Annotated in this window: 1 protein-coding gene; it reads left to right on the top strand. The window is 62.6% G+C overall.

The genetic code is table 11. From position 1 onward, the window contains the following. Nucleotides 1–333 precede the first annotated feature (333 nt). On the top strand, nt 334–1,622 hold a 1,289-nt coding region (locus Q8R75_RS06715), incomplete at its 3' end, for a methyl-accepting chemotaxis protein (RefSeq protein WP_305663549.1).

Below are 1,622 nucleotides of genomic sequence, written 5' to 3'. Positions count from 1 at the left end.
CGGCCAACCCGGCCTGTACGCCTTCACCGGGCTGGGTTCGCGCGGACTGGTGTGGTCGACGCTGGGTGCCGAAGTGCTGGCCGCGGCTTTGTGCGGCGACCCGCTGCCGGTCGAACACGACCTCGCATCGGCCATCGCACCGGCAAGGTTTTTCGAGTGAGCTTGATATCGATCAAGCACCGTCGTTTCTGAACGACCTCAGTCAGATTCCTGCTGAAGTCGTGTCCCGACGTGCCGTAAATCACATATGCGCGCTGTTCCATGCGGCCGGCCCCCCCGGCATTTCCAGCCTATCGGCCCTGTGCAGTCGCATTTGATAACGGGAGAGAAGTTGTGAAGACGAACATGCCGGTCACCCAGAAAGAAGTTTTCCTTGAACCCGGAAAACCGATCGTCACCAAGACCGATCTGAAGGGCCGGATCACCTACGCAAACGAATCGTTTGTCGCCATCAGCGGTTTCAGCCGCGACGAGTTGATCGGCGAGAGCCACAATGTGGTGCGCCACCCGGACATGCCGCCGGAAGCGTTCGAGGATCTGTGGTCCACGATCAAGGCTGGCCAGCCGTGGCGCGGACTGGTGAAGAACCGCGCCAGAAATGGCGACCACTACTGGGTCGAAGCCTTCGTCACGCCGACGACACTCGATGGCCGTACGGTCGGTTACCAGTCGGTGCGCAACATTCCGAAGCGTGAAGACGTGGCCAGCGCCGAAGCGCTGTATCGCGCGGTACGCGATAAGAGCGCGAAATTCCCGGCCACACCCCGTCACAAGGAAAAGCTCGGGCTCGCTGCACGCATCTGGCTGAGCGCCGGGGTCAGCAGCCTGCTTGCCTTCGGTGGCGCGGCACTGGGCGGCCTGTGGGGCATGCTGATGGCGGGTCTGGCGGCACTGACCGCACTGGGCGGAGCCTGGTATCTGAGCAGTGGCGTCGTGTCACGGCTGAACACCCTGCAGGCGACCATCGTCGGACTCGACGAAGGCAAGCTGGCAACCCGGATCGATGCACCGAAAGGACCGCTGCGCGAGTTGTTCGTCGGCATGGAAGTGATGCGCATCCATCTGCGCGCCATGTTCGCCGACGTGCTGGTCAGCGCGAGCGAGGTCGACGAGCGGTCGCGGGAACTCGACAACGCAATGCGTGCGCTCGTCACTTCGACGGGTACCCAGGGCGAAAACGTCATGCAGGTTGCCGCAGCGATGGAAGAAATGAGTGTGTCGATCAATGAAGTGTCGAGCAATACCGACCGCAGCCTGGAAGCCGTGCGGCGCACCGAAACCAGCGCCCACGACGCCATGCAGACAATGGAAGCGGGGATTGCCAGCAGCCATCGCGTCGTCGGCGTGGTCACCCAGTCGCAGACGCGCATTTCCGAAGTGAATGCATCGGTCGAGAAGATCAGCGCCGTGTCGCAGGTGATCAACGACATTGCCGAGCAGACCAATCTGCTGGCGCTCAATGCGGCGATCGAGGCGGCACGTGCCGGCGAACAGGGCCGCGGCTTTGCGGTGGTTGCCGACGAGGTGCGCAAACTGGCAGAACGCACGCGCACCAGCACGAAGGACATTGCACTCGCCGTGACCGACATCATCCAGCTCGCCAGTTCGGCAGTCGATACCAT

Origin of the sequence: Methyloversatilis sp. (assembly GCF_030696805.1) — a bacterium.
Classification (GTDB): domain Bacteria; phylum Pseudomonadota; class Gammaproteobacteria; order Burkholderiales; family Rhodocyclaceae; genus Methyloversatilis.
The sequence above is the reverse complement of the archived record's forward strand: the minus strand, read 5'-3'. Positions and strand labels throughout refer to the sequence as shown.